The 20,661-nt window shown below is 66.1% G+C and carries 21 protein-coding genes; 8 read left to right on the top strand and 13 right to left on the bottom strand.

The genetic code is table 11. From position 1 onward, the window contains the following. Positions 1–24 precede the first annotated feature (24 nt). The 6 genes from RH858_RS15120 to RH858_RS15095 form a co-directional block, all read right to left on the bottom strand. Positions 25–1,488, bottom strand: coding sequence for an NCS2 family permease (locus RH858_RS15120; protein WP_310562344.1), 1,464 nt, complete (start codon positions 1,486–1,488; stop codon positions 25–27). A 182-nt stretch (positions 1,489–1,670) separates the two neighbouring features. After that, positions 1,671–2,387 (bottom strand): phosphoribosyltransferase family protein, encoded by a 717-nt coding sequence (locus tag RH858_RS15115; protein WP_310562324.1) that lies wholly within the window; start codon positions 2,385–2,387, stop codon positions 1,671–1,673. Positions 2,388–2,493: 106 nt separating this feature from the next. Continuing rightward, a complete protein-coding gene (locus RH858_RS15110; protein WP_310562323.1) occupies positions 2,494–3,336 on the bottom strand; it encodes a polyprenyl synthetase family protein in 843 nt (280 codons plus the stop codon). A 66-nt stretch (positions 3,337–3,402) separates the two neighbouring features. Beyond that, a complete protein-coding gene (locus RH858_RS15105; protein WP_310562322.1) occupies positions 3,403–4,356 on the bottom strand; it encodes an electron transfer flavoprotein subunit alpha/FixB family protein in 954 nt (317 codons plus the stop codon). Continuing rightward, entirely contained in the window at positions 4,353–5,147 is a 795-nt protein-coding gene (locus RH858_RS15100; RefSeq protein WP_259534062.1) for an electron transfer flavoprotein subunit beta/FixA family protein, read from the bottom strand. The genes RH858_RS15105 and RH858_RS15100 overlap by 4 nt, the downstream gene beginning before the upstream one ends. Positions 5,148–5,230: 83 nt before the next feature. After that, positions 5,231–6,427, bottom strand: coding sequence for a helix-turn-helix domain-containing protein (locus tag RH858_RS15095; RefSeq protein ID WP_310562321.1), 1,197 nt, complete (start codon positions 6,425–6,427; stop codon positions 5,231–5,233). A 106-nt stretch (positions 6,428–6,533) separates the two neighbouring features. Here RH858_RS15095 and RH858_RS15090 point away from each other — a divergent pair, with 106 nt between their 5' ends. Next, on the top strand, positions 6,534–7,847 hold the full coding sequence (locus RH858_RS15090) for a hypothetical protein (protein ID WP_310562320.1): 1,314 nt from the start codon (positions 6,534–6,536) through the stop codon (positions 7,845–7,847). A gap of 5 nt (positions 7,848–7,852) precedes the next feature. Here the strand turns inward: RH858_RS15090 and RH858_RS15085 are convergent, their stop codons facing one another. Next, positions 7,853–8,749, bottom strand: a complete 897-nt coding sequence (locus RH858_RS15085) for a Vms1/Ankzf1 family peptidyl-tRNA hydrolase (RefSeq protein ID WP_310562319.1) — start codon at positions 8,747–8,749, stop codon at positions 7,853–7,855. A 76-nt stretch (positions 8,750–8,825) separates the two neighbouring features. Beyond that, entirely contained in the window at positions 8,826–9,170 is a 345-nt protein-coding gene (locus RH858_RS15080) for a DUF5802 family protein (protein WP_310562318.1), read from the bottom strand. Between the two features lie 147 nt (positions 9,171–9,317). On the opposite strand from RH858_RS15080, the gene RH858_RS15075 reads away from it, so the two are divergent. Beyond that, complete coding sequence (locus RH858_RS15075) at positions 9,318–10,148, top strand: transcriptional regulator (RefSeq protein ID WP_259534066.1); 831 nt, start codon at positions 9,318–9,320, stop codon at positions 10,146–10,148. Positions 10,149–10,445: 297 nt separating this feature from the next. Here the strand turns inward: RH858_RS15075 and RH858_RS15070 are convergent, their stop codons facing one another. After that, positions 10,446–10,967 carry a peptidylprolyl isomerase gene (locus RH858_RS15070; protein WP_310562317.1) on the bottom strand — a complete coding sequence of 174 codons (522 nt, stop codon included), beginning with the start codon at positions 10,965–10,967 and terminating at the stop codon, positions 10,446–10,448. Between the two features lie 108 nt (positions 10,968–11,075). Between RH858_RS15070 and RH858_RS15065 the strand changes: the two genes are divergently transcribed. The 3 genes from RH858_RS15065 (at position 11,076) to RH858_RS15055 (ending at position 15,355) form a co-directional block, all read left to right on the top strand. After that, complete coding sequence (locus RH858_RS15065; RefSeq protein ID WP_310562316.1) at positions 11,076–12,377, top strand: 5'-deoxyadenosine deaminase; 1,302 nt, start codon at positions 11,076–11,078, stop codon at positions 12,375–12,377. A gap of 113 nt (positions 12,378–12,490) precedes the next feature. Continuing rightward, positions 12,491–14,371 (top strand): anaerobic carbon-monoxide dehydrogenase catalytic subunit, encoded by a 1,881-nt coding sequence (cooS, locus tag RH858_RS15060; protein ID WP_310562315.1) that lies wholly within the window; start codon positions 12,491–12,493, stop codon positions 14,369–14,371. A 6-nt stretch (positions 14,372–14,377) separates the two neighbouring features. Beyond that, a complete protein-coding gene (locus tag RH858_RS15055) occupies positions 14,378–15,355 on the top strand; it encodes an ArsA-related P-loop ATPase (RefSeq protein ID WP_310562314.1) in 978 nt (325 codons plus the stop codon). Here RH858_RS15055 and RH858_RS15050 read toward each other — a convergent pair. After that, positions 15,312–16,991: an AarF/ABC1/UbiB kinase family protein gene (locus RH858_RS15050; RefSeq protein WP_310562313.1), complete on the bottom strand. Its 1,680-nt coding sequence runs from the start codon at positions 16,989–16,991 to the stop codon at positions 15,312–15,314. The two genes, RH858_RS15055 and RH858_RS15050, sit on opposite strands and share 44 nt — an antisense overlap. A gap of 3 nt (positions 16,992–16,994) precedes the next feature. Beyond that, the gene (locus RH858_RS15045; protein ID WP_259534078.1) at positions 16,995–17,351 is read right to left on the bottom strand and encodes an Hsp20/alpha crystallin family protein; all 357 of its coding nucleotides are present in this window, start codon (positions 17,349–17,351) and stop codon (positions 16,995–16,997) included. 145 nt (positions 17,352–17,496) lie between these two features. Between RH858_RS15045 and RH858_RS15040 the strand changes: the two genes are divergently transcribed. Then, a complete protein-coding gene (locus RH858_RS15040) occupies positions 17,497–18,219 on the top strand; it encodes an HAD family hydrolase (protein WP_259534079.1) in 723 nt (240 codons plus the stop codon). A 92-nt stretch (positions 18,220–18,311) separates the two neighbouring features. On the opposite strand, the gene RH858_RS15035 is transcribed toward RH858_RS15040, so the two are convergent. Further along, entirely contained in the window at positions 18,312–19,103 is a 792-nt protein-coding gene (locus tag RH858_RS15035; RefSeq protein ID WP_259534080.1) for a Nif3-like dinuclear metal center hexameric protein, read from the bottom strand. A gap of 91 nt (positions 19,104–19,194) precedes the next feature. Between RH858_RS15035 and RH858_RS15030 the strand changes: the two genes are divergently transcribed. Together RH858_RS15030 and RH858_RS15025 are read left to right on the top strand one after the other, a co-directional pair. Beyond that, positions 19,195–19,611, top strand: coding sequence for a CrcB family protein (locus tag RH858_RS15030; protein WP_259534081.1), 417 nt, complete (start codon positions 19,195–19,197; stop codon positions 19,609–19,611). Continuing rightward, a complete protein-coding gene (locus tag RH858_RS15025) occupies positions 19,608–19,970 on the top strand; it encodes a CrcB family protein (RefSeq protein WP_310562312.1) in 363 nt (120 codons plus the stop codon). The genes RH858_RS15030 and RH858_RS15025 overlap by 4 nt, the downstream gene beginning before the upstream one ends. 9 nt (positions 19,971–19,979) lie before the next feature. On the opposite strand, the gene RH858_RS15020 is transcribed toward RH858_RS15025, so the two are convergent. Beyond that, on the bottom strand, positions 19,980–20,441 hold the full coding sequence (locus RH858_RS15020; RefSeq protein ID WP_259534083.1) for an SRPBCC family protein: 462 nt from the start codon (positions 20,439–20,441) through the stop codon (positions 19,980–19,982). Positions 20,442–20,661: the final 220 nt, after the last annotated feature.

Here is a 20,661-nt window from a genome sequence, read left to right as displayed (position 1 = left end):
AGTCGCCAAAACGCTTCGCTCGGTTCAGAGGATGAATCCGCCGGTCTGGAGCACGTAGTACAGCGCCAGCACCGCCGCGATGGCGTACTGGCCGGGGACGACGTCACGACCTTCGCCCATCGCGAGCTTGACGATCGGGTACGCGATGATCCCCGCCGCCAGTCCGTCGGCGATCGAGTAGGTGAGCGGCATGATCGTGATCGTCAACACCGCCGACACCGTCCAGGCGGGATCCGACCAGTCGATGTCGGTGACGCCCTGGAACATGATGATGCCGACCACGACCAGCGCGATAAAGGAGGCGTAGTCCGGCACGATCGACGCCAGCGACACCAGCGGGATCGCAAGCAGGAACAGCCCCCCGACGACCAGCGCGGTGAGCCCGGTCCGACCGCCCTCCTCGATTCCGGTCGAGGATTCGATGTACGTCGTCACCGTCGAGGTGCCGAGCATCGAACCGACGGTAGTGCCGATCGCGTCCGCCATCAGCGGCTTGTCCATCTCCGGGAGGTCGCCCTCCTCGTCGAGGAAGCCGCCGAACTGGGAGACGCCGATCAGCGTCCCCGCCGTGTCGAAGAAGTCCACGAAGAAGAACGTGAACACGACGAACGCGAACGTGATCGGTTCCACGTGGGTGAACCCGTCGACGAACGCACCCGCAAGCGGCGTGATGTCCCACTGGACGTCCATCAGCACCGAGAGGAATCCCTCCGTCTGTGTCCGTTCGAGCAGCTGGGCGTCCACGAGCGTCCCGCGCTCGACGAGCCCGGCCAGAGCGACGATCCATCCGACCGCCGCCGTCCCGAGGATGCCGATCACGATGCTGCCGGTCACGCCGCGGGCCCACAACACGAGCGTGAGTATCAGGCCCGCCAGCGCCACGATCGCCACGGGGTTGGTGAAGAGGTCACCCAGCCGGACGAGCGTCTCGGGATCCCCGACGACGATCTGCATCTCCTGGAGACCGATGAAAAGCAAGAACACGCCGATACCGGCTCCGACAGCGAACTTCACCGGTTCGGGGAACAGCGAGATGATGTACTTGCGGGCGCCGACCGCCGTCAGCAGGATGAAGATCACGCCCTCCACGAACACCGCCGCCAGCGCCGTCTGCCAGGGGATACCGAAGCCCACGACGACCGAAAAGGCGAAGAAGGCGTTTAGCCCCATCCCCGGCGCGAGCCCGAAGGGCCGTTTCGCGTAAAACGCCATCACCACGATTGCCGCAATCGATGCCAGGATGGTGACGATCGCCAGCATCTGGAACACCTCCGTCGCCGTGTAGGTCGCCCCGTCGATGACCGCAGTGTCAGCACGCTCTCCTGCCCCGTGGTCCCACAGGATCGCATACGAGAGGATCGCCGGGTTTACGACGATGATGTAACTCATCGCGAGGAACGTCGTGATCCCCGCGAGAACTTCAGTACGGACGTCGGAGCCGTGGTCGTCGACGTCGAAGTACGACGAAAGTGTTTCGCTCAACCCCATGGTAGCACAGGGAGGCATACCTCCGACGATGGCTTAAATATTCTCATAGACGAAGAGAATAGTATACACAACCGTGTACAAAACAAGGCCAATATTCCAACGAAGCACGCGTTACGTTGCGGGAACGTGAGTACTGATCGGAGCAGCCGTCGTGGTCGTCGGGGCTCCGCTCATAACCAGTATCACTCTTCGAACGTCGTCAGGGCGCCGACCGGCGCCGTCGTGAACGCGCGAGCGCGGTCGAGTCCCTCCTCGCCGACGGCGATCAGTACGAAGACGCCGGCAACCTCGGCGTCGGCCTGCTCGGCGATGTCCAGGAGTAGCTCCTGGGTCTCCCCCGACCGGATGAGGTCGTCGACGACCAGCACCGTCTCCCCCTCGTCGATCGCCGTCGCCGGCAGGTAGTAGGTGAGCTCGATTCCCGAGGCGAGCCGGTGTCGCGATTCGATGAACTCCTCGACTGCGGTCTCTTTGGACTTCTTCGCGTAGGCGACGCGCGCGTCGAAGTAGGAGGCCATCGCCGCCCCGAGAGTGATCCCGTCGGTGGCCGCCGTCAACACGACGTCCGGCCGATCGAAGCCGAGCGTCTCGGCGGCGACCGGCGCGACGAGGTCGAGAAACGACTGATCGAACACCACAGAGGAGTTGTCGACGTACCCCTCGTCGTCGACGGAGACCCGGGCTCGAAGCTCCGTCGCGAGCGCCTCCCGGCCGATCCCGTCGACCACCTCGCGTGCGCGATCAGTTCCGGGCAACACGTGGCCGTTGACGTACCGGTTCAGATCCCCCGCCGGAAGCCCGGTTAGCTCGGCGAGCTCGTCGTAGGTCCGAGTCTGCTTCAGCATTCGCAAGACGGCGACTGCCTGCAACTGCAAAGCGGCCTTCTCGGCTCTGTTCATGAAGCCAGTACCTGATTGCGCAACTATGAGTACTTCGATACGTCCTCGCGAGAATATTACACACGAGGATGCAGAAAGGAGGGAAAAGACGTCCTCGGAAACGGGGTCAACGCTCCCGCACGACGACGAACTCCGCGAGGTCGCGGAGATATCCCTTCGCCGCGGTCTCGGGGACGTCGGCCGCCTCGAGCGACTGGAGTGCGAGGTCGGCCTGGCGCTGTGCCCGCCGGTTCGCCTCCTCGACGGAGAGCCCGGTCACCTGAACGAACGAGGGCCGGTCCATCTGTTCGTCCTGGCCGGTCGGTTTCCCCAGGTCGTCGGCGTCTGCAGTCGCGTCCAACACGTCGTCCCGGATCTGGAACGCGATCCCGACACGCTCTGCGTACTCGCCGAACGCCTCGACGGTAAACGCGTCCGCGTCGGCGGCGACGGCGCCCAGCTCCGCCGCCGCACGGAACAGTGCGCCCGTCTTTCGCCGGGCCAGCTCCATGTACGCCTCCTCGGAGTCGGGGTAGGACACGAGCTCGGTCGCCTCCCCCTCGCCGAGCTCGACCATCGCCTCCGCGACGATCTGGGTGGCCCGATCGTCCGCGGAAAACAGCCAGAACGCCTCGCCGAGGAGCCCGTCGCTCGTGATCAACGCCGGGCCGTAGCCGAACTCGGCCCAGGCGCTCGGGGTTCCCCGACGAAGCTGCGAGCGGTCGATGATGTCGTCGACGACGAGCGACGCGTTGTGAACGAACTCGACGCCCGCGGCGAAGTCGACCGCGTCCGCCGGATCCCCGCCACACGCCTCGCAGGACAGCACCGTCACTGCCGGACGGACTCGCTTGCCGCCCGCGAGCACGACGTGCTCCAGCTCCGCGCTCAGCTGTCCGGGTTCGACCCCCTCGATGACCTCGCTGAGGCGGTCGTTCACGAGCTCGACCCGATGCTCGAGATACTCCATCACCGGAGAAAGGGGATCCGCGCGTTTGTAGGTGACGAAACGAGAGCTCTCGGAACCCTCCGAGCGCTACTCGAACTGCTCGGTCAGTTCGGGAACGACCTCGAAGAGGTCGTCGACGATGCCGTAATCGGCGATGTCGAAGATCGGCGCGTTCGGGTCGGTGTTGATCGCGACGATCGTCTTCGCCCCCTTCATCCCGGCGACGTGCTGGACCGCCCCCGAGATGCCGACCGCGATGTACACCTCCGGCGAGACCACCTTGCCGGACTGACCGACCTGGCGGTTCTTCGGCAGCCAACCGTTGTCGACGACCGGTCGCGAGGCCGAAAGCGTCGCGTCCAGCGCGTCCGCCAGCGCCTCCACGATCTCGAGGTTCTCCTCCTCTTCGATGCCGCGACCGACCGACACCAGCACGTCCGCATCCGAGATGTCGACGTCGCCCTCGCCGACCTCCTCGAACCCCTGGACGCGGCTGCCGACGGCCGACTCGTCCAGTTCGAATTCGAACGGCTCGATCGACGCGTCGCCCCGGTCCTCGACCGCGGGCCACTCCCCACTCCGGATCGTCACGAAGAACCGGTCGGCACCCACCTCGACGGTGGTTTCGACCTTCGAGCCGTACATCTCGCGGGTCACCTCGAGCCCGCCCTCGTACTCCAGTGCGATCGCGTCGGTCACAAGCGGGATCGACAGCCCGTTTGCGACCGCCGGCGCGTAGTCTAACCCGTTGACGCTGTTGGGCGAGAGGATCGCCGTCGCGTCGACTTCCTCACACAGGGCCTCGACGGTCTGGACGTAGACGTCGTGGTTGAACTCCTCCCCCTCGTCGACGGTGTGGACGACGTCGACGCCCTCCCGGTTCAGTTCCTCGGCGAACGACTCGACGTCGCCGCCGATCACCGCGACATGGAACTCTCCGCCGAGGGCGTCGGCGAGTTCCCGACCCGCGGCGAGCAGCTCGAAGCTCACGTCCCGGAGTGCGCCGCGACGGTGGTCCGCGACCGCGAGCACGGCGCTCATTGGGCACCCACCCCCTTCTCCTGGAGGACCGCAGCAAGTTTCCCGGCCGTCTCATCGGGGTCGCCCTCGAAGATCTCGGCGTCGGATTCGCTTACGGGCTCGTACATGCTCGTGAGGTCGAGCTCCCCCTCGACGGCTTCCTCGCCGAGTCCCAGATCGTCCAGGCTTTGCACGTCGATCTCCTTGCTCTGGGCCTGCCGGATGCCGCGGAGACTGGCGTACCGCGGCTCGTTGATCCCCGTCTGGATCGTGAGCACCGCCGGCATGTCGATTTCGGTCAGCTCCTCGACGCCGCCCTCCAGTTCACGTCGAACGTTCGCGATCGTATCGTCGTCGGAAAGCTCCATCCGGTTTACCACCGCGGCCCACTGGAACCCGAGCTGACGGGCGAGCGCTACGCCGGTCGCGCCGAAGCTGTCGTCGTTTGCCTGCACGCCCGACAACACCAGGTCGGGGTCCTCCGCCTCGACGACGGCCTCGAGCAGCCGCGCCTTCGCGTCGACGTCCAGCAGGTCCTGGCGTTCGATCGCGTCGTCCCAGACGCGTACCGCCCGGTCGATGCCTTTCGCCAGCGCCATCCGGATCGTCTCCTCGCTGCGCTCGGGCCCGATCGTCACCCCGACGGTCTCGACGTCGTCGCGCTGTTCTGAAAGCTGGACGGCCTCCTCGATCGCGTAGTCGTCCCACTCGTTGAGGTCGTACTCCAGATATCCCTCCTCGATTTCTATCCCCGAGATCTCGAAGTCGTCGGCGGCCTCGGCGACCTCCTTCACCGTGACGAGAACTTTCATGAAAGAGGGGTCACTTCCGCCGATGGTAAACGTTTTGATGGCCCCTCCGTTCGCGGTTCAACTGAAATCAACGGGAGACGCGATCACTCTTCGGCGTCGGTGTCGCCGTTTTCGCCCTCGTCGGCGTCCTCCGGGAGCGAAATGAGGTTCTCCCGGCCGAGGCGGAGCTTCTCTACCCGTCCGTCCTCGGCCATCGTCGAGAGGAGCTGGGACACCTTCGCGTCCGACCACCCCGTCTCCTCCACGATCGCGGCCTGTCGCATCCGGCCGCTGCGTTGCTCGAGCAGGCGTTCGACCCGCTCCTCGTCGGAGAGCAGCGAGAGATCGACCTCGTCGTCGGCCCCCTCCCGGCCATCCGACTCCACGGCGCCCTCGTCGGTCGGCGACGGCGTGTCGCCGGAGGAATTCTCCCCTGCCGTCGGTACGACCGCATCGGACGGGATGTCCGGGCCCTCCGTCTTGCGACGATACAGCAGCGCGGCGATCAGGATCGCCGCCCCGATCAGGAACGCGCCGCCGATGATTTCCCAGGAGCCGTCGGCTGTTTCGGTCGGCGTTCCCGGAGTCGGATCGGTGTCGACGGGGCTGTACGTGACGATCAGACGATCCTCCGCAGTGAACAGCTGTGGCCCTTCGAGCCACGCGTTACCCTCTCTGAGATCGGGGTTCACACCCGGCGTGGTGTCCACCTGGTAGCCGTCCGGCGTGACGATCACGAGCTGCTGGTTCGATTCGAGCGATCCGAGTAGTGGTTCGTCGGCTGCCGTCGTCAACGCGTCGTCGAGAACGAGCTGATCACCGTCGGTCGCGAGAAACGCCGTCCAGGTGAACTCGACGCGGAGCGTCCCCACGTCCTCCGTCTGTTCTGCGGTCCGCCGGACGTCTGTCATCGCCATCTCCCGGTCGGTGGAGTCGTCGGCGACCGAGACGATCCGTTCGAACGTCTCGACGTCGAACGGGGCGTCCGCGGTTCCGCCTTCGAAGTCGGTCGCGAAGTCGTCGAAGGCGTCCCGCTCGGCGTCGGTGTCGAGTCCATACTCGACCGTCACGTTCCAGGTGGCGTTCCCGTCATCGTGAAGCACGATGCGGATCGTCGTTTCGGGGGGATTCTCGGAGTTGCCGAGACTCTCGAAGGGGTGTGACTGGTCACCGTCGATGGACGGCTGCAGGGTGTCGGCTGAAGGGTCCGGGGCTGACGCTCCCGTTGCGGGAGACGCCGCGACCGCACCGGCGAGGGCTCCGAGCAGCACGACCGCGGCCAAGAGGGCGGAAAGCCGCATATGGAGGAAACTATCCGGCCCCGGGCAAAACGCTTTCCATGCTTCCGGAGGGATACGGGCCGGCGTAGGAGAGTTTTTGTAGCGCCGGTGGAAAAGCCATCGTACGATGAAGGCCGCCCCGATCCTCCTTTCGGTCCTCCTGATCGTCGCCACCGCCGGTGCCGGCGCGTTCGCCCCGGACGCAAACGGGGCCCAGCCAGCCGTCGATGCCGACGACGCCTTCCTCCACGACGGCGCTGTTACCGCCATGGGTACCGACACCGGACAGCTCGAGTCCGACAACGAGAACGCTACCCGGGTGCTCGGAATCCCGGACGACGAAGTCGACACCTCCGAGATCAGGCGCGAACACGCCGACATCGGACCGGCTGTCGGACTCGGCACCGACGCGACCGGAATGGAACTCAAGACGGCAGCGATAGCAAGACAGCTCGAATCGATCGAGGAAACCGACGAACGTCAGCGCCAGATCCTCGCGGAGATTTCCGAGATCGAGCAGCAGGAGATAACGCTCAACGGACGGGAGCGGAGCGCCGTCGAAGCCTACAGCGCAGGCGAGATCAGTGCCAGGGAACTCGTCGTCCGGCTCGCTCGCGTGAGCATGGAGGCGCAGATCCTGCGCGAACGGCTCGATATGCTTCGAGAACAGGCAGACGAGACGCCGGACTTCAGCGTCGACGTTCGGGCGAACAACATCGACTTCCAGCTGCGAACCTACGAAGGACCCGTCCGGAGCCACGCGGCGGACATACTCCAGGGAGAGCATCCCACGGAGCGAGTGTTCGTGGAGTCCGGCGGCGACGCGGTCGTGCTGTCGATGATACACGACGGCGAGTACGTCCGCGAGGCGAAGGTCCCCGACCGCCAGGACCGGTCGACGACCGGATCGATGGACCTCGAGGGTGCCGAGCGCGTGACGTTCGGCAGCTACCCCGAAATCGCCGCGACCCGCGAGGGAGCCGACTCGATCGGCTCCGACGGCATCTTCATCGTCCAGGTGCCACACGCCGGCGGGGAGCTGACAACGTTCGTCGATGGGGGCAGCGAACAGGTGTTCATCGACCACCAGCGGATGCCGCTCGAACCCACCAATGGCCACGTGTCCGTCGCCGACGTTCAGGAAGGGCTCAACGTGACCGTCGACCGGACGTACCCCGGCGGCCCCCTCCGTGTGACCGTTCTCGATGCGGAGACCGAAGACCCGGTGATCGGCGCAACTGTCACCGTCGGTGACGCCGTTCAAAGCGAAACCGTGGGAACGACCGACGTCGAGGGCCAACAGTGGATCGTCTCCCCACGAGATCCGTTCCTCCTGACCGTCCTCGGCGAGGACACGACAGTGGCACGCCTCGAGATTCAACCGACAGAAACGCCCCACATCGAGGAGTACCAGCTCGAAAACGAGACCGAGACCGACTGATTACCTCACAGCCCGTACAGTTTCGTCGTCCAGAACTCCGCGAACGCTTCGTCGAGAGCGTCCCGATCGGCCCCACCCGCATCTGTAGTCGCCGTGACGTCCGCCTCGGACGCCAGCCGCGAGAGCAGCGTCCCCTCCCCGACGAGGATCGTCCGGTCGAGATCCCCATCCCGGTCTTCGAGCACGTCCCGGACCCGATCCAGGTGGACGTCGATCTGCTCGTCCCGGCGGCGCTCGAACCGCCCCTGTGAGAACCCACCTTTCGAGTGATCCGAGATCACGTCGCTTTCGAACCCCTCGAACGCTTCCAGTTCCTCGCCGTCGTAGATCCCGAACGCGCACGTGTCCGATCGGACGAGCCCGAAGCCGAACCGTCCCGTCGGTCGGAACCACCGCCGAGGAAGGCGGAACCGGTCGTCCCACTCGAGGAACGGCTCCAGCGGCAGCGGCGGGACCATCGCGGCGGCGACGACTCCGGCGTCGTCCGCGAGAACCAGCGCCGGGGCGGCGTCCCGAACGAGCGGGCTCCTGTCGCCGAGCACCTCCCGGACGGACTCTGGAACGTCCCCGTCGACGTACGCCGTCAGGACCCCCTCCTGTGGAGCCGCGAAGCTTCGGAGCCGATCGAGGACCGATTCGAGACGGCGTCCGCGACAGCGTTCGACGTGCCGGAACGACAGCACCTCGTCGGGACCACCCTCGGCCCGGCGGACGCGATCCTGGAGCTCTTCGACCCGATCCTCGAGACGGTTGATCCGTTCTTCGGCCCGCTGTCTTTCGGTCACGGCGTCGGCCCGACGATCGGATTCGGCTTCGAGCTGTCGCTCGAGATGCTCGTTTGCCTCCTCGAGCTCGTCGATCCGCGCTTTCAGTTCCGCGCGGCCCAACAGCCTGTCGATCATACCGGGGAGCGGTCCCGCGTGGACTTGAAACAGGGGGGAACAGGAAACGGAAAACGGAGATCGGAACGGCAGCCGGTCAGGTTCCGGCGGACGGCTCCCAGCCGGCGTACCGGAGGAGTTCGACGGCCCGGTCGGCCTTCGCGAGCAGCACCTCGCGGCTCGCCGGAAGCCTGCGTTCGGTGTACGTCGGCGGGAGCGCGAGTGTCCCGGTCGGAACGTCGCAGTCACCGAGTACAGGGAAATGTCGTCCGTCGAGTTTCATGACGAGCGGCGCGTCGAGCCGTTCGAGCCCCTCACCTGTCGCATACAGCTGCTCGTTTACCCGCTCGTGATCCGCACGGTTGAGCACCGCATAGTCGCCGTCGTGCGGTTCGACGTACATTTCCCCGAGGTAGTATCCGCTGGAAAACCGTTCGAACATACTATGCAAGTTATTCACACACACGGCCAGTCATAAAGGTTTCCGGGAACGCTTATATGGTCGCGCAAGTAGGTCGAAGCCGAGTGGCACCTTGCAACGGTCGACGACAACGTATTTCATTCAGACTCCCGTAGCTCCGGTCGGTCGATGGCCGCACACGACGACGTTCAGTATCTGGCCGGGTCACCGGTTCGTGCGAAAATCCTCTCAGCGCTGTGTGAAGAGCCGCTGCGACCGACGGAGCTCACAGACCGGGTGGACGCCACCAGAACGACCGTCCAGCGGATCCTCGCCGGCTATCTGGAGCGCGACTGGGTGGTCAAGCGGGGGCGTCGATACACGGTGACCGTCACCGGTCGCGGAGTGTATCGCGCGTACGAGTCGCTGCGTGCAGACCTCGAACGGGCCAGCGAACTCGGACCGTTCGCGTCCCACATCGGACCGATCGCCGACGATCTCCCGTGGAGTGCCCTGAAAAGCGCCGAAATCACCGCCGCACGCGACCGTGACCCGTTCGCGACAGTTCAGCGGCTGGTCGAGCTCATCTCGACGGCCGATGCAGACCGGATGCGTGCGGTCACGCCCATCGTCGCCGAGGTGTTCAACGAGGCGGCCGGCGAGTTCATCGAAGGAGGTGGACACCTCGAGTTGACGATCGACCCCGGCGTACTCGAGGCGTCTCGGGCCGGATTCCCCGACGCCGTCGACCGTGCCGTAGAGAACGGCGACGTCGAGGTTCGGGTCCATCCGGAGCCGATCGAGTTCGGCCTCATGCTGTGTGAAGAGTGGACCTGCCTGGGCGCGTACGACGACGAGAACAACGTCCGGGCCGTGGTCGAATCCGACTCGCCGGAGCTGTTCGACTGGGCGGACGAACAGTACGATCGGTACCGGTCCCGGACGGTCCCGCTCGACGAGGTGCTGAGCGACGGGGAGGAGCTTGCACTCGAACGGCCAGTCGGCGGACGAAAACGCTGACGGTTCCCCTCGAGCCAGCGCCAGCGGCGATGGTACCTATCGGAAGCCGGAGACGGTCGAAGCAGGGGAGGGTCGACCGCCGGGCAGCCTGGATCGCGGCCGAAATGTCAGAGGTTTGCGTCAGGGAGAGCACAGGACGACGCGTTCGGTGGTGCCCGATCCGGCTTCGGCGGGAGCGTCGGACGAACCGGAGCTCGTCCGCTCCCGTACGTCGTCGTTCGATCGCCGACCACCTATACGTAGCTAACGATACGTGTTACAGCTTCAAAAACGTGTTACAGTCCTTGTAACACCCGTTCAGCGATCGACGTCGATTGACTCGATGAGGGCCTCCTCCTCGGGTCGATCGGCGCCGTCGGTCTGGAGTGCCCCGATGTCCTCGACGACGTCCATCCCGTCGATCACCCGACCGAACACCGCGTGTTTCCCGTCGAGGTGGGGTTGGGCGGCCAGCGTGATGAAAAACTGGGAGCCGTTCGTGTCGGGACCGCGGTTCGCCATGCTCAACACGCCCGGCCCGTCGTGGCTCAGGTCGTCGTGGAACTCGTCGTCGAACGTGTAGCCGGGACCGCCCCGTCCGGTTCCGGTCGGGTCCCCGCCCTGGATCATGAAGCCGCCGATCACGCGGTGGAACGGGACGTCCTCGTAGAGGGGATCCGTCCGGGTATCGCCGGTTTCGGGATCCTCCCACTCCTTGTCGCCGGTCGCGAGTCCGATGAAGTTCTCGACGGTTCGGGGGACGCGCTGTTCGTACAGTTCGGCCTCGATCGCGCCGAAGTTGGTGTTGATCGTCGCTGTCGGGTTGTCGGGGTTCTCCATGGGTTCACTGCGGTAGCCATCCCCAAAAGGACTCCCTTCCGGAGCGAGAACCGGAACTCGACTGAAACGGTCAGGTTCTTTGGCACGGACCTCCTTTCCCGGACGGGTATGCTGCTTTCCGGAACGGTCGTCGTCGACGCCGGGACGACCATCGAAGACGGGGCGGTGGTGACCGAGGACGACCGGATCGTCGCCGTCGGCGAGCGCTCGAAACTGCTCGAACGCTATCCCGACCACGAGCGGCGGGCGTTCGACATCGTTGCGCCGGGGCTCGTCGGCGGCCACGTCCACTCGGTGCAGTCGCTCGGCCGGGGGATCGCCGACGACACCTCGCTGCTGTCGTGGCTGTTCGACCACGTGTTGCCGATGGAATCCGGGATGGATGCGGAGGCGATGCGGGCCGCAGCGGAGCTGGGATATCTCGAGTGCATCGAGTCGGGGACGACGACGGTGATCGATCACCTGTCGGTCCACCACGCCGAGGAGGCGTTCGAGGCGGCGATCGAACTGGGCATCCGCGGCAGGCTCGGGAAAGTGCTGATGGACAAGAACAGCCCCGAGGGCCTCCAGGAGGACACCGACGAGGCTCTCGGGGAAACGGAGCGACTCCTCAAGAGATACCACGGCTCCGCCGACGGCCGGATCAAGTACGCGGTGACACCACGGTTTGCAGTATCGTGTACGGAGGCGTGCCTCCGCGGCGCCCGGGAGTTGGCCGATAGACACGACGACGTCAGGATCCACACACACGCGAGCGAGAACCCCGAAGAGGTGGAAACCGTCCGAGAAGAAACGGGACTGCGGAACGTCCATTGGCTCGACGAGGTCGGCCTCACCGGCGAAGACGTCGTGCTCGCCCACTGTGTCCACACCGACGAATCCGAGCGCGAACTCCTGGCGGAGACGGGGACTCACGTCACCTACTGTCCCTCCTCGAACATGAAGCTCGCCTCCGGGGTGGCTCCGATCCCGGATTACCTCGATCGGGGGATCAACGTCGCGCTCGGGAACGACGGTCCCCCCTGCAACAACACGCTCGATCCGTTCACGGAGATGCGACAGGCGAGCCTGCTCCAGAAAGTCGAGACGCTGGATCCGACGGCGACACCGGCGGGGACCGTCCTGGAGATGGCCACCCTGAACGGCGCGCAGGCGGCAGGGTTCGAACGGGTGGGCGCGCTCCGGGAGGGGTGGAAGGCGGACGTCGTGGGGCTATCGACCGACACCGCCCGAGCGACGCCGATCCACGATATCCGGTCGCATCTGGTGTTTGCCGCCCACGGCGACGAGGTCGCGTTCACAATGGTCGACGGGGAGGTGCTGTACGACGGCGGCGAACACGTCGACGTCGAGGCCGAACGGATACGGAAGCGAGCACGTGAGGTCGCCGCCGAAATCGGCAGTCGCTAATAAAGCACCCCCTGACTCTTAACCCGATTATAAGCATATCGCTCCCTCTCTCGTCGTGACAACCGCGGGTCCCCCTCATTACGCAGCAGCGTGTACGTCTTCGGGAAGGACCGATGTCTTCCCAGCCAGACGGAGAGTACGAACTGCCGGAGGATCGTCTCGAGGAGAGCCAACCGCAGTGTCCGTTCGGCGTCGGCGGCGGCTGCTGCCGGATCTGTTACATGGGTCCGTGCCGGGTGACCGACGGGGCACACGGGATGGACCGGGGGGTCTGCGGGGCGACGCCGGGGACCGTCGCCGCGCGGAACCTCTACCGGGAGATCGCCGCGGGTGCCGCGAGCCACGCCGACCACGCCCGCGAAATCGTCGAGGTGCTCGAAGAGATCGCCGACGGCGGGCTGTCGGCGTACGACATCCAGGACCCAGAGAAGCTCGAGGAGATCGCCGCCGACCTGGGGATTGAGGCCGAAATCGACGACGAAAACGAACTCGCGAAGCTGGTCGCCGAGGCCGCGGTCGAAGACTTCCAGGGCGCAGGCGAGACGCTCAACTGGCTCGACCGGATGCCCGACGAACAGCGAGAGTTCCTGAAAGAGCAGGGGATCCAGCCGAAACCGAGCGTCGACATGGAGGTCGCCCGGGCGATGCACCGGACGACACAGGGCAACGACGCCGACCCGGCCCACCTGCTCACGGGCGCCCTGGAGGCTGGAATGGCCGACGGCTACGCCGGTCTCACGATGGGCACCGACCTCCAGGACGTCGTCTTCGGCCGGCCGCAGCCGGTCGAGACCGAGGCGAACCTGGGTACCCTCGAGGCGGACCAGGTGAACATCGCGGTCCACGGCCACTCGCCGGTGCTCAGCGAGATGATCGTCGAGATGGCCGACGAACTCGAGCCGGCAGCTCGCGAGGCGGGAGCCGAGGGGATCAACCTCGTCGGGATCTGCTGTACCGGCAACGAGCTGGCCGAACGGCGGGGGATCCCGCTTGCGGCTCACAGCACCCAGGCCGAACTGGCCGTCACCACGGGCGCGCTGGACGCGATGGTCGCGGACATCCAGTGTATCTGGCCCGGGATCGGCGACGTCATCGAGTGTCATCACACGAAACTGTTGACGACGACCGACTACGTGCGGATTCCGGGCGCCGAACACGTGAGTTTCGACCCCGAGACCGCCGAGGCGGACGCCCGCGAGATCGTCCAGCGGGGGATCGCCGCCTACGAGGACCGGAACAGCAGACAGGAGTACGACGTCGAGATCCCCGAGGAGCGAACCAGCGCGCTGGTGGGCATCTCGGAGGACTACGTGCTGGAGGTTCTGGAGGCCGCCTCTCCCGAGGATCCGGTCGCGCCGGTCGTCGACGCGCTCGCAGCCGGCCAGCTGAAAGGGATCGTCGGGATCGTCGGCTGTCCGAACCCGAAACAGCGCACCGCCGACATGACCGAGCGGCTGATCGAGGGGCTGCTCGAGGAGAACGTGCTGCCGATCGTCACCGGCTGCATCGGTCACGTCACCGCCCAGGCGGGCTATCTCGACCCCGCCCGGACCGACGAACTCGCGGGCGATGGACTCTCGGAGGTACTGCACGCGCTGGGCGACGCCGCCGGACTCGACGGCCCGCTGCCGCCGGTGTGGCACATGGGTTCCTGTGTCGACAACTCCCGGATCGGCAACCTGGTCCGGGCGATCTCGGAGGGCGCCGACGTCCCGACCCGGGAGCTGCCCGTCGCCGCCAGCGCGCCGGAGCTCATCGCCGAGAAGGCCGTGAGCATCGGTACCTGGGCGCTGACGCTCGGGCTGCCGGTTCACACCGCCCCGACGCTACACATGGATCAAAGCGAGGAGGTCAGCCGGATCATGACCGAGGACCTGAAGGAGATCACCGGCGGCTACGCGATCCAGGAGGAGGACCCCGACGCGGCGATCGACGCACTCGTGGCGGCGGTCGACGAACGCCGGCTGGCGCTGTTCGACGAGACGGGAGCGTGAGATCCGATGTGTGAGGAGTGTGGCTGTCACGACGGCGCGGGACACGACCACGATCACGACCATTCCCACGACCACGATCACGACCATTCCCACGACCACGATCACGACCACGATCACGACCACCCACACGATCACGACCATTCCCACGACCACGCTGACGTCGAGACCGAATCGACCGTCGACGGCCCGCTGCGGATCGCGGTGACCGGCAAGGGTGGCGTCGGGAAATCGACGCTGTCGGCCGCGCTTTCCGCGCGACTCACCCGGGAGGGGGACGTCGTCGCAGTCGACGCCGACCCCGACATGAACCTGGCGGCGACGATCGGCTGCACGGAGCCGCCGGCGATCACCCGAAAGCGGGGGCTCATCGAGGACCGGGCCGGCGGCGGGGGGCTCGTGCGGCTCTCTCCCGACGTCGAGGACGTCCTCGAGAGCCACTCTTCCCGGTTCGGCGACCGGGACCGCGGTCGCCTGCTGACGATCGGCGCGCCCGAGGGTGCGAACACGGGGTGTCTGTGTGCCGAAAACAGCGTCGTCCAGTCGCTGGTCCGGTCGGCGCTCGACGCCGACTACGCCGTGCTCGACATGGAGGCCGGTATCGAACATCTCGGCCGGGGGACCGCGAGCGACGTCGACGCGATGGTCGTGGTCGTCGGGCCGTCGCAGTCGGCGATCGAGACTGCCGCGGGGATCCGGGAGCTGGCCACGGAGATGGGCGTCGAGGAGGTGTACGCCGTCGTCAACCGGGTCCGGGACGGCGAGGGCGAGGCCGTCCGGGAGGCGCTGTCGCTGCCGGTGCTGGAGACGCTGCCGTACGACGAAGACGTCGCCGCGGCGGCGCTTGCGGGAACCCCGCCCGTGGAGGCGAGCGACCGACTGGACGTCGCGGCCGAGCGGATCCTCAGGGGGATCGAAAGCCGAACCGACGGCGCGGGCGACGTCACTTCTCGTTTTGTTTCCGCTCCCGGATCGCCTGTCGAGTGAACTGCGGGCGCGCCCGGATCGCCTTCGGCGTGCGGAACGACCGGTAGAGGAACAAAAGCGGCACCAGCGTGAGAAGCGCGACCGCCGCCGCGATTCGCCAGTCGGCCCCGAACGCGTAGATGATCGACGCCGAGAGCACGCCGACCGCCGAAAAGATCGTGTACGTGAGCCGCTTTGCGAGCTTCGCGAACACGTCGTGGTCGTCCTCGACGGCGACGTTGACCGACAGGCTGTCGCGTTCGAGTCGGTCGAGGGTCCGGTCGAGCTTCGGCGGAATCGTGACCATCGCCTCCGCGGTCGACTGGAGCTGTCTGGCGCCCCGCTCGGCCAGCTCCCGGGCGGTCTGCTCGTAGTAGCCCTTCTCCGAGAGGTAATCGGTCGCGACGGAGATGAAGTCGAAGTCCTCGTCGAGCGTGACACACACTCCCTCCAGAACCGTGACCACCCGGAGAATGAGCGCCAGGTTCCGGGGCAACCGGAGCGGGAACTCGTAGATTGTCGACTCGACGCTGGCGAGCACCTGGTTCACCCGATACTGTTCGATGTCCTCCCCGCGGGCGTCAGCGATCGCGAGTTCCATCACCTCACCCATCACCTCCCGATCGACGTTCGGCGAGATCGTTCCCATCTCGATGAGCGTCTGGAGGATCGCGTCGGTGTCCTGCTGGGCGACTGCGACGTAGAAGTCGACGATCTTGTCCTGGATGAACGGATCCACCCGGCCGGACATGCCGAAGTCGTAGAAGATGATCGTCCCGTCCTCGGCGACTGCGAGGTTCCCCGGGTGGGGGTCGGCGTGGAAGACGCCGTCCTCGATGATCATCTGCATGTACACCCGCTGGAGGTCGATGGCGACTTCGGTCCGGTCTAACCCCATCGCGTCGAGCTCCTCGACGTCGCTGATCTTGGTCCCGGGGATGTACTCCATCGTGAGCACCCGGGCGGTGCATGCGGATTCGACCGGTTCCGGAATGACGAGACTGTCGTTGCCCTCGAAGTTGCCGCGGATCTCCCGGAGGATCGACCGCTCGCGGTCGTAGTCCATCTCCTCGCGGATCGTCTTCGCGAACTCGTCTGCGAGGTTCTCCAGCGAGAACGCCCGCCCCTCCCCGATGAACCGCTTCAAGACGGGCAACAGCCACCGGATCGCCCGGAGGTCAGCCTCGACCAGTTCCTCGATTCCCGGCCGACGGATCTTGACGGCCACCCGCTGTCCCTCGTAGGTAGCGACGTACACCTGCCCCAGCGAGGCGCCGCTTATCGGTTCGGTCTCGAACTCGTCGAACGCCTCCTCGACGGGGCCGAGTTCCTCCTCGATCACCGTCCGGGATTCGCTCCACGGTGCCGGCGGGACGTCGTCCTGCAGGCTCGAGATGACGTCGATGTACGCCGACGGGAGAATGTCGGGTCGTGTCGACAGCAACTGTCCGAGCTTGATGAACGTCGGGCCGAGCGTGAGAAGCGTCTCAAGCAGGATTTCGGCGCGTTCCACCTGCGTCTCGTATTCGACCTCCCGGGAGGAACCGAACAGGAGATACCGTCGCCTGTCCCTGGCGTAGGCGACGATCAGCGGAAAGAACTGGCGGATGATCAGGACGAACCGCCAGTACGCGCGGAGAGTGACCAGCGTGACCACCCGTTACGTTTCGTCGATCGGGATCTCTCTGCGTCCCGCCGCGTCGCGTTTGGGCAGCCGGATCTCCAGGACGCCGCCGTCCATCTCCGCCTCCGCCGCGTCGCCGACACAGTCGGGGGGCAACGGCAGTTCGGCGTCGAGAAACAGCGGCCGGTCCTCGCGGACGTACTGGAACCCCTCGGGAGAGATCTTCTCCCGACGTGCCTCCACGTCGATCCGGTTCGGCTCCGCGATCACTTCCGTCGTCTCCGCAGTCGCTCCGGGCAGGTCGATGACGAGCAAATATGCGTCCTCCGACTCGAGCAGATCGGCGAAGATCGCCTCCGGAAGCTCCCGAAGGGCTTCCCGTAACGCGGACATGTCCACAAATATGGGGCGACGGGCGTTAAAGGTCGTGGTCGAGAACTGCAGTGGTCTGCAGTCCCGACGGTCGTCCACAACCGGCGATCCGTCGCACTGTCGGCCGCAAAACCCATATCGGTCGACGCTCTATGGGGTACTCCCGATGGCGCTCGACACGTACGAGGTGTGGCTGTTCGACCTCGACGGCACGGTCGTCGACGTAGAGTGGCCGTACACTCGGGAGCTGTTCGACCGCGTCGGCGACCGCATCGGCCGGGAGTTCACCGACCGGGAGGCGCTGACGCTCTGGCACGGACTCGGCGGCGACCGGAACGCACAGCTCCGGGAGTGGGCGCTCGAGCCGACGACGTTCTGGGACACGTTTCACGCCACCGAGGACCCCCTCGAGCGCGCCGAGGCCACGTATCTCCACCCCGACGCCGAGCGCCTGATCCGCGAGATCCACGGGCCGATCGGCCTTGTCACCCACAGCCAGGAGTTCCTGGCCTCGCCGGTGCTGGATACCCTCGACATCCGCGACTGGTTCGACGTCGTCGTCTGCTGTACCGACGAACTCGGCTGGAAGCCCGACCCAGCACCGGTCCGGTACGCGCTCCGGGCGATGGACGCCGCCGACGCCGAACGGGTCGTGCTCGCCGGCGACAGCTCCACCGACGTCGGCGCCGCCTGGAACGCCGGCTACGACGCCGTCCACGTCGAGCGACACGGTCACGACAACCGGGGGCGGTGTGTGCTCGCGGACTTCATGATCCAGTCGTTCGACGAATTCCCCCGCCTGCCGCTCGTCGACGCCGACCTCGGCGTGACTGGCCACCGCCGGGCCGGCGGCGCACCGGAGACCGACCCGACGCAGGCTAGCGACTGACCGCCGCGATGCACGATTCGCCGCGACGCGCCGCGATGCACGATTCGCCGCGACGCACGATTCCGGTCGTATTCGGCTCCGTTTTCGAACCGCTACAGGCCGGTGGGATGACCGAGGTACGTCGTCTCGATCCCCCAGCCGTCGACGACGTCCTGGAGCGCCCGAACTCCGAACGTCTCCGTCGCGTAGTGGCCCGCCAGGACGACCGAGATGCCGGCTTCGCGTGCCTCGTGGTACACCTTTCCTTTCCCTTCGCCGGTGACCAGCACATCCACGCCGGCGGCAACCGCCTCGCCGAGCCAGTCGGTCCCGGAGCCGGTGACGATCGCCACGTCCGAGACGTTCGCCGGCCCGAAATCCAGTAGCCGAACGTCGCCGGAGCCGGTGTCGAGTTCGGTCTCGAGCGTCTCTGCGAGCTGCGTCGTGCTGGTTCCACCCGGGATCTCTCCGTGTATTCCGATGTACTCCCCGCCGAGTTCGCCGAACGGCGCCCGATCCGTCACGCCCAGCAGGTCGGCGATCCCCGCCGCGTTGCCCAGTTCCTGGTGACCGTCCAGCGGGAGATGCGAGACGTACAGGGCGAGATCCCCTTCGACAAGCGGCGCCAGCCGGGCGTAGTCGCTGCCGGTGATCCGGTCCAGCCCACCCCAGACCAGCCCGTGGTGGGTAACGAGCACGTCAGCGCCCGCGTCTGCGGCCGCCTCGATCGTCTCCATCGCGGCGTCGACCGCGAAGGCGGCGTGGTCCACCACGGGATCGTTGCCGACCGCGCCCGCGTCGGGCGAGGGGCCGACCTGTAGCCCGTTCGCGCTCGCGTCGACGTCGGCGTACGCCTCCGTGTCGAGTCTGTCGTCGAGTTTCGCGGCAAACTCCGAGAGTCGCATGTCCGACGATTGGGCGATGACGGCTTGAAACCCGCGGCGTCGGCGCGAGAAACGGGACCGTTTACGTTGCTGTCGTGTTATCTCCGAACGAATGGACGGACAGCTCACAGCCGAGAACCGACGACGCCTCCGAAACGCCGCGATCGTCGCCGTCGGCGGCTACCTCGGCGCGAACGGGCGATACGGGATCTCGCTTCTCGTTCCGGGAGCACTGGAGGCGACGCTTCTGGTGAACGTCCTCGGGAGCTTTCTGCTCGGAACGCTGGTGTACAGAGGGCTCACCGGCGGGGAGCTCTCCTCGCGACTCGAGTTGTTGTTCGGTACCGGCTTCCTCTCGTCGTTTACCACCTACAGTACGTTCGTCCTCGACGCGACGACCCACCCCGAAAGTGCGATTCTGTACGTGCTCGCGAGCTACGCGCTCGGATTCGGCGCGGTGCTTCTCGCCCGGGGAGTGATCCGACGGACCTCGGTCGGAGAGCAGCTCACGGGAGGCGACCGGGAATGAACTCGCTTCTGGCGGTACAGCTGGTCGGGGTCGGCGGGGCGCTGGGTGCACTGTTGCGGTACGGGGCGTACGCGGCGCTGCCGACGGACGAATACCCGTTCGCGACGCTTCTGGTGAACGTCCTCGGGAGTTTTCTGCTCGGAGTCGTCACCTTCGGCGGCGCGGGGGAGGGCGCCGCGCTGTTCGTCGGGGTGGGCGTCTGTGGCGCGTTCACGACGTACTCCTCGTTCAGCGTCGACGTCGTCCGCCTGTGGGAGCGCGGTCGACCCACACACCCAGCCGTCCACGCCGTCGGGAACCTCGCGCTGTCGCTTCTGGCCGTCGGCGTCGCGTGGCTTCTCGTCGAACTGGTGGTGTGAGTGTCCCGATCAGGCTGGAACAGCCGTCTCTGCTTCGACTTCGGCTTCGACGAGCTCTTTCGTGTTCTGGAGGTGCGCCCCGAGCTGTCGCTCGTTGTACCGCGAGGCGACCGGCGCGAGGATGCGGTCAAACAGCGAATCGCCGAGGTCGTACTCCGCGCGGTGGCGAAGCTGCGTCCCGGAGTCGGTCTCCGAGAAGTAGTTGTGGATTTCGCCGGTCATCCCGTCCCCCTCGATCGTGACCATCGTGTGTTCGTTCGGTTCGACGACGCGAAACTCCATCTCGAGGTCCATCGAGGTACCGAGCAGTTTGTAGGTGGCGTGCAGCCGGGTGCTGTCGTCGGTCTCTTCGATGATCTCCACGTCGTGCATGCTGCCCATGGTCCGCGACCAGTTTTCTGGATTGCTGTCGAACTCGAAGACGTGTTCGACGGGTGCTGCGATCTCGATCGTGTGTTCGAACGTTTTCATATTGTTTCAACTCTGCATCAAGCCGAATCACTCCACGACTTCGATACCGGAACTCGGGCCACGGCGGTCGAGAACGTGGGCCACTGCGTCGGTTGACTGATACTACAGACGCGCTCTGAGCTATTAAAGGGACAGCGATCACTGCTATCACACGAGTGATCCCTCTCTCCGGCCCGAAATCGAGCCCTCGAGACAGTGATTCCTCTCTTTGCCGTAGGTG

It is taken from the genome of Halalkaliarchaeum sp. AArc-GB (genome assembly GCF_031432225.1).
Classification (GTDB): Archaea; Halobacteriota; Halobacteria; order Halobacteriales; family Haloferacaceae; genus Halalkaliarchaeum.
Note: the sequence above shows the minus strand (reverse complement) of the source record. Positions and strands in the feature narration are given on the sequence as shown.

Bases quoted from the DNA above. Each gene is read 5' to 3' on its own strand.
- RH858_RS15120 (WP_310562344.1), bottom strand. From the start codon at position 1,488: ATGGGGTTGAGCGAAACACTTTCGTCGTACTTCGACGTCGACGACCAC.
- RH858_RS15115 (WP_310562324.1), bottom strand. From the start codon at position 2,387: ATGAACAGAGCCGAGAAGGCCGCTTTGCAGTTGCAGGCAGTCGCCGTC.
- RH858_RS15110 (WP_310562323.1), bottom strand. From the start codon at position 3,336: ATGGAGTATCTCGAGCATCGGGTCGAGCTCGTGAACGACCGCCTCAGC.
- RH858_RS15105 (WP_310562322.1), bottom strand. From the start codon at position 4,356: ATGAGCGCCGTGCTCGCGGTCGCGGACCACCGTCGCGGCGCACTCCGG.
- RH858_RS15100 (WP_259534062.1), bottom strand. From the start codon at position 5,147: ATGAAAGTTCTCGTCACGGTGAAGGAGGTCGCCGAGGCCGCCGACGAC.
- RH858_RS15095 (WP_310562321.1), bottom strand. From the start codon at position 6,427: ATGCGGCTTTCCGCCCTCTTGGCCGCGGTCGTGCTGCTCGGAGCCCTC.
- RH858_RS15090 (WP_310562320.1), top strand. From the start codon at position 6,534: ATGAAGGCCGCCCCGATCCTCCTTTCGGTCCTCCTGATCGTCGCCACC.
- RH858_RS15085 (WP_310562319.1), bottom strand. From the start codon at position 8,749: ATGATCGACAGGCTGTTGGGCCGCGCGGAACTGAAAGCGCGGATCGAC.
- RH858_RS15080 (WP_310562318.1), bottom strand. From the start codon at position 9,170: ATGTTCGAACGGTTTTCCAGCGGATACTACCTCGGGGAAATGTACGTC.
- RH858_RS15075 (WP_259534066.1), top strand. From the start codon at position 9,318: ATGGCCGCACACGACGACGTTCAGTATCTGGCCGGGTCACCGGTTCGT.
- RH858_RS15070 (WP_310562317.1), bottom strand. From the start codon at position 10,967: ATGGAGAACCCCGACAACCCGACAGCGACGATCAACACCAACTTCGGC.
- RH858_RS15065 (WP_310562316.1), top strand. From the start codon at position 11,076: ATGCTGCTTTCCGGAACGGTCGTCGTCGACGCCGGGACGACCATCGAA.
- cooS (WP_310562315.1), top strand. From the start codon at position 12,491: ATGTCTTCCCAGCCAGACGGAGAGTACGAACTGCCGGAGGATCGTCTC.
- RH858_RS15055 (WP_310562314.1), top strand. From the start codon at position 14,378: ATGTGTGAGGAGTGTGGCTGTCACGACGGCGCGGGACACGACCACGAT.
- RH858_RS15045 (WP_259534078.1), bottom strand. From the start codon at position 17,351: ATGTCCGCGTTACGGGAAGCCCTTCGGGAGCTTCCGGAGGCGATCTTC.
- RH858_RS15040 (WP_259534079.1), top strand. From the start codon at position 17,497: ATGGCGCTCGACACGTACGAGGTGTGGCTGTTCGACCTCGACGGCACG.
- RH858_RS15035 (WP_259534080.1), bottom strand. From the start codon at position 19,103: ATGCGACTCTCGGAGTTTGCCGCGAAACTCGACGACAGACTCGACACG.
- RH858_RS15030 (WP_259534081.1), top strand. From the start codon at position 19,195: ATGGACGGACAGCTCACAGCCGAGAACCGACGACGCCTCCGAAACGCC.
- RH858_RS15025 (WP_310562312.1), top strand. From the start codon at position 19,608: ATGAACTCGCTTCTGGCGGTACAGCTGGTCGGGGTCGGCGGGGCGCTG.
- RH858_RS15020 (WP_259534083.1), bottom strand. From the start codon at position 20,441: ATGAAAACGTTCGAACACACGATCGAGATCGCAGCACCCGTCGAACAC.